Raw genomic sequence first — 290 nt, forward strand, 5'->3', positions numbered from 1 at the left:
CGGTGCCGTGGGCGGCTTCGGCTTCCACCGTCTTGCCGTCCGGCCTCATCAGCACCGAGGTCATCAGGCCCAGCGAGCCGAAGCCCTGGGCGACGATGTCCGACTGCACGTCGCCGTCGTAGTGCTTGCAGGCCCAGACGTAGCCGCCCGACCACTTCAGCGCCGAGGCGACCATGTCGTCGATCAGGCGGTGTTCGTAGTGGATGCCCTTGGCCTTGAAGGCCTCAGCGGATTCGGCGTCGTAGATTTCCTGGAAGATGTCCTTGAAGCGGCCATCATAGGCCTTGAGG

At 64.5% G+C, this 290-nt stretch carries 1 protein-coding gene; it reads right to left on the minus strand.

The window, feature by feature from the left end; translation table 11 throughout:
* The coding region (locus tag EIK80_RS25565) for an isocitrate/isopropylmalate family dehydrogenase (RefSeq protein WP_233586953.1) at positions 1-290 on the minus strand (290 nt) is incomplete at both ends.

Origin of the sequence: Caulobacter sp. 602-1 (assembly GCF_003931565.1) — a bacterium.
In the GTDB taxonomy this organism is placed as follows: domain Bacteria; phylum Pseudomonadota; class Alphaproteobacteria; order Caulobacterales; family Caulobacteraceae; genus Caulobacter.